The sequence below is a fragment of the Paenibacillus zanthoxyli JH29 genome (assembly GCF_000520715.1).
Classification (GTDB): domain Bacteria; phylum Bacillota; class Bacilli; order Paenibacillales; family Paenibacillaceae; genus Paenibacillus_AQ; species Paenibacillus_AQ zanthoxyli.
On sequence record NZ_ASSD01000247.1, the window covers coordinates 1 to 4024 of the forward strand.

The window sequence follows — 4024 nt, forward strand, 5'->3', positions numbered from 1 at the left end:
TCCGGGCTTGTACCGGTTACTACGCGGCTGGCGGGGTCCCAGCCCACCTTCAAGCCGAGCTTCTCGAACACGGCCCGGAATGGAACCATGACGGAGCCGTTCTGTAAATAGGGAGAGCCGGAGGAGAAGGAAAGCTTGACACCGTCAATATAAACCTTGATCGGCGCGGGCGCGGCAAGCGCGGGGGCCGTAAGAGCTAGGGATAACAACAGGACCCCCAGCATAATGAACCATTTTTTCAACAAATTTCTCCCCTTCTATATGTAACTATTTGTAAAATAGTCTCATTATACCATTGCGTTTCTCTCTCTGTCTATCAAATTGATAGAGGCCTGCTAGATCGGTAAGCGAAAGTAAAGTCCATGCGGCAGCAGCCGGGGCACGGGCGGGCACCGGCTGTATGTACGAGAATTCTACACCAGAAATGAGGAACGCACGCGCTTCCAGAACGGAAACGGACGATAACGGGCGAAGCTGACCTTTTTCTCCGACACCTGACATCTGACAGAGATCAAATCATCGATAGGATAGTTGGTATGGTCAACGGTCAGCATCAGCCTCTGCTCTCTCCGGGAGAAAATATCGCAGTGATGATGTTTGGGCAGGAGCAGCGGGGAGCCCATCGTCCGGAACACACGATTATTAATCGACGCGATTTCCGCAATCTGCAGCGCCTCAATCGAAGGATGAACCATCGCGCCGCCGAGACTTTTATTATAGGCCGTACTGCCAGAAGGGGTAGAAACACAGATGCCGTCGCCACGGAACATCTCGAAGTTCTCGTCGTTAATGTCGATCTGAAGAACCACCGTGCCTTCAACCCCTTTAAGAGTGAACTCGTTAAGGGCGATATGCGAAGTAGTCCCCGATTTCCTATGGATTTCCAGCTCAACGAGCGGATATTTGACGATGCGCGGCTTATGCGGTGAAGGTTCGCCTTTTCCGCACATATAATCGACCAGAGCGGAGAGTTCCTCGCACTGCCAGTCGGCATAGAAACCGAGATGACCGGTATGGACGCCGACGAAGGCGAGCTGAGGAATCCGATCGATAAAGGTATGGAAGGCATGAAGCATGGTGCCGTCTCCGCCGATGGAGACTACGATTTCGGGAGACTCGGCATCGAGCTGCAGCCCCCGTTCTCCCGCAAGCTTATGAAACTGTTGACTGAGATCAATGGACAGTTGATCGCCGCGGTCCAGGACATAATATCTCAAGACGAATAGACTCCTTTGTTCGTTCTGTCATACACCGATCATAATCAATCTTGCTTAGGAAAACAATGTTTAGCAGGGGAAACTGTTCCCGAAAAAAACAGCCGCCTCCCTTCGTCCAAGAGAGGCGGCCATTCTCAAGGGGATTTCGGCGGAAAGCGCCTTTCCCGATGGGCGGAGCGCGGTGGCGTGTGGTTGACGGCCGCGTATTGCTCCACCGCACGCTGGGAGCTGCACGCGGTGGAGCAATCCTTCCGCCGTTCAGCGCCGGAGAAGAATCCGCAGGACTCTGCCGGAGGCGGCCGCCGCAAGCGAGAGCAACAAGGCGCCGGCCAGCAGCAGGGCGAGAAGCATGAGTCCGGCTGCGGGAGAGTACAGGGCCGGAACCGGCGTCCAGAGCGGAGCCAGCGCCGGCGAAACCTCCATCATCGGCCGCCAGAGGAGCAGCGTCAGTCCGGCCGACAGGAAAGCATGAAGAATACGGGCGGCGGCAAAAGGCAGATAACGGAGTCTCGTTCCGTTCCAGATGCTGGAAACCTGGGCGTGCACGGACAGACCGCCCCAGGAGAGAATAAATGCGGCGGCGGCGGCCTTGAAGGGGAGTGCGGCGGACGCGGTTCCGGCCGCTTTGGCGCCGAGCGTAACCTCGAAAAATCCGCTCGTTACCGCCTCGGTCAGCCCCTGGGGGAAGCTTAAAACCGAAAGAAACCGCCCGATTACTGAGAAGAGGAAGGCCATCACACCTGCCCGGCTTAGCAGTTCCATCAGTACGGTGAAGAATACAACGAGCCCTCCTACGACAATAATAAGCTGTAGAGAGGATTGCACCGCCCCCTTCAGCAGCTCCCCGAGCGTCCGCCCGTCACGGCGGCGCGCTTCGGCCATGGAAGCGAAGGCGGTACGGAGACGGCCCGGTTCAGGCCGCTGCTTCTTCAGCTTACCGGGGCGGTGCGTTTCGGTCATTAAGATAGGCTTCTGCCCGGCTGCGGCGTTCCGTTCTTCCCTTCGTCCGTGAAAGGACATCAGCAGGCCGACAAGCAGACCGCTCCCGTAGTGGGCCAGCGCCAGGCAGGGGCCCAAAGCGGGATTATGAAAAAAACCAACCGAAACAGCGCCGAGCAGGAAGATCGGATCGGAGGAAGTCGTACAAGCCACAAGCCGTTCACCTTCGACGCGGGTGAGCAGGTTCTGCTCCCGCAGCTTAGCCGTCAGCCGGGCTCCGACCGGATAGCCGGACACATAGCCCATCGCAAGCACGAAGCCGCCGCTGCCAGGAATACGGAACAGCGGGCGCATCAGCGGATCAAACAGAGCGCCGAACAGGTGGACGACTCCGAAGCCGAGCATGAGTTCGGAGATGACGAAGAAAGGAAAGAGCGACGGGAACAGCACATCCCACCAGATGGCCATTCCTCTCAGAGCAGCACTAAGAGAAGCATCGGGATAAACCAGTACGAGCAGCATACAGCCGGCGAGCCCCAAGGCCCAAGAAGGGCCGCTTAGCTTTTTCAAGGTCATCATATACGCCTCCCGATCTATGGTAAGATGTATGCATGTAAAGGGACAAACAGTACAAAAAAATAAAGTAAGCGGTTACAATGAAGAGTGCATTTTTACTGTGTTTGTGGTAATATAAAAATTAATTAAAGCACCTTTTCGAAAACTTTAATATTAGGGATGGAGTGATGATGATGAGCGTAGTTGCTGGCGTTCTCGTTTGCGCTTTTGTTTATGTCATCCGGGCCTCCCTCGTCTCTCCCGGTGATGAGGATTGGCGGACCTATTAATATGCTGCAGACGCTAAACATTCGTTTAGCGTCTTTTTTGGCTTTTTTTAAAATATAAGAATTCATAAGTTTCACGCTTGTAAATGGCCTTATATTTCTACGAGAAACGTACTTGCGTCCTTTAAGGACTCCGTCAGGCGTTTCTTCTTGGGTAATATTGAACATTTCTTCACATTTAAGATGCAGGACTCTTTTCTTAGGACAAAGGTTTTGGATGCGGGGCTTGTTTATTAGGTATATAGGAATTTTTTCTCTTGTTTTTCGCGTTGGCAAGATGTCGTACGACCTTGATTTTGGTATAATGAATAGGTCAATACGATTAAAATCGGCAGAAAGTTGGTTGCATCAATGAATCCGGAAAAAAGCATATATGAGAATTTGGGAGGGGCCGAGAAGCTGCGCAGACTGGTGGAAGTGTTTTATAGTAAAGTGCAGGCGCATCCACGGCTTGGTCCGCTGTTTCCGGTCGACATCGTCCCTGTTATGGACAAGCAGTACCGCTTTCTCACTCAGTTCTTCGGCGGTCCGCAGCTGTACTCCGAGCTGTACGGACATCCTATGATGAGAGCGCGTCATACGCATGTGCCGATTACGGAGGAGCGGTCGGAGGAGTGGCTGGGCTGCATGGGAGAAGCGCTTGAGGATACCGGAGTAGATGAACCGCTCCGATCGCTTATACTGCACCGGCTTGCAGGCCCGGCCCGCCATTTTGTCAACATGCCCGGAGAAAGAGATTGATGCATGACTGACGCGAAAGGAATGAGGGCACATGACCTATTTGGAGCCCCTATACTCCATTAAAGTAAACTGTTGCAATTGTGAACGCGAATTCGTAACCTCCAGAGTCCGTCCCAGCCTCAAGAGGGCTGTTCGCCGGGATGCGGATTTTTGCTCTTATTACAAGGAAGAGAATCCCGATTATTACGTTGTCCGGGTATGTCCTTTCTGCGGCTTCGCCTCCACGGAGAATTCCGTGAGCAAGCTGGCCGAATGGCAGCGGAAGGCGTTCAGCGAGCGGGTCGG

The 4024-nt window shown here is 53.9% G+C and carries 5 protein-coding genes; 2 read left to right on the forward strand and 3 right to left on the reverse strand.

All coding sequences use genetic code 11. The annotated features are described in order from the left end of the window. From L691_RS28385 to ylbJ, 3 genes are all read right to left on the reverse strand, one after another. The coding region (locus L691_RS28385; RefSeq protein ID WP_232229141.1) for a stalk domain-containing protein at window positions 1-242 on the reverse strand (242 nt) is incomplete at its 3' end. 171 nt (window positions 243-413) lie between these two features. Continuing rightward, on the reverse strand, window positions 414-1217 hold the full coding sequence (locus tag L691_RS0109140) for an NAD kinase (protein WP_025690140.1): 804 nt from the start codon (window positions 1215-1217) through the stop codon (window positions 414-416). Between the two features lie 258 nt (window positions 1218-1475). After that, window positions 1476-2732: a sporulation integral membrane protein YlbJ gene (gene ylbJ / locus L691_RS0109145; protein ID WP_036736301.1), complete on the reverse strand. Its 1257-nt coding sequence runs from the start codon at window positions 2730-2732 to the stop codon at window positions 1476-1478. 617 nt (window positions 2733-3349) lie between these two features. Here ylbJ and L691_RS0109155 point away from each other — a divergent pair. Both L691_RS0109155 and L691_RS0109160 read left to right on the forward strand, forming a co-directional pair. Continuing rightward, the gene (locus L691_RS0109155; protein WP_025690143.1) at window positions 3350-3739 is read left to right on the forward strand and encodes a globin domain-containing protein; all 390 of its coding nucleotides are present in this window, start codon (window positions 3350-3352) and stop codon (window positions 3737-3739) included. A gap of 31 nt (window positions 3740-3770) precedes the next feature. After that, a partial coding sequence (locus tag L691_RS0109160; protein WP_025690145.1) for a DUF2225 domain-containing protein occupies window positions 3771-4024 on the forward strand: 254 nt, incomplete at its 3' end.

Excerpts from the sequence above, each read along its gene's own strand:
- ylbJ (WP_036736301.1), bottom strand. The coding sequence starts at position 2,732 with ATGACCTTGAAAAAGCTAAGCGGCCCTTCTTGGGCCTTGGGGCTCGCC.
- L691_RS0109155 (WP_025690143.1), top strand. The coding sequence starts at position 3,350 with ATGAATCCGGAAAAAAGCATATATGAGAATTTGGGAGGGGCCGAGAAG.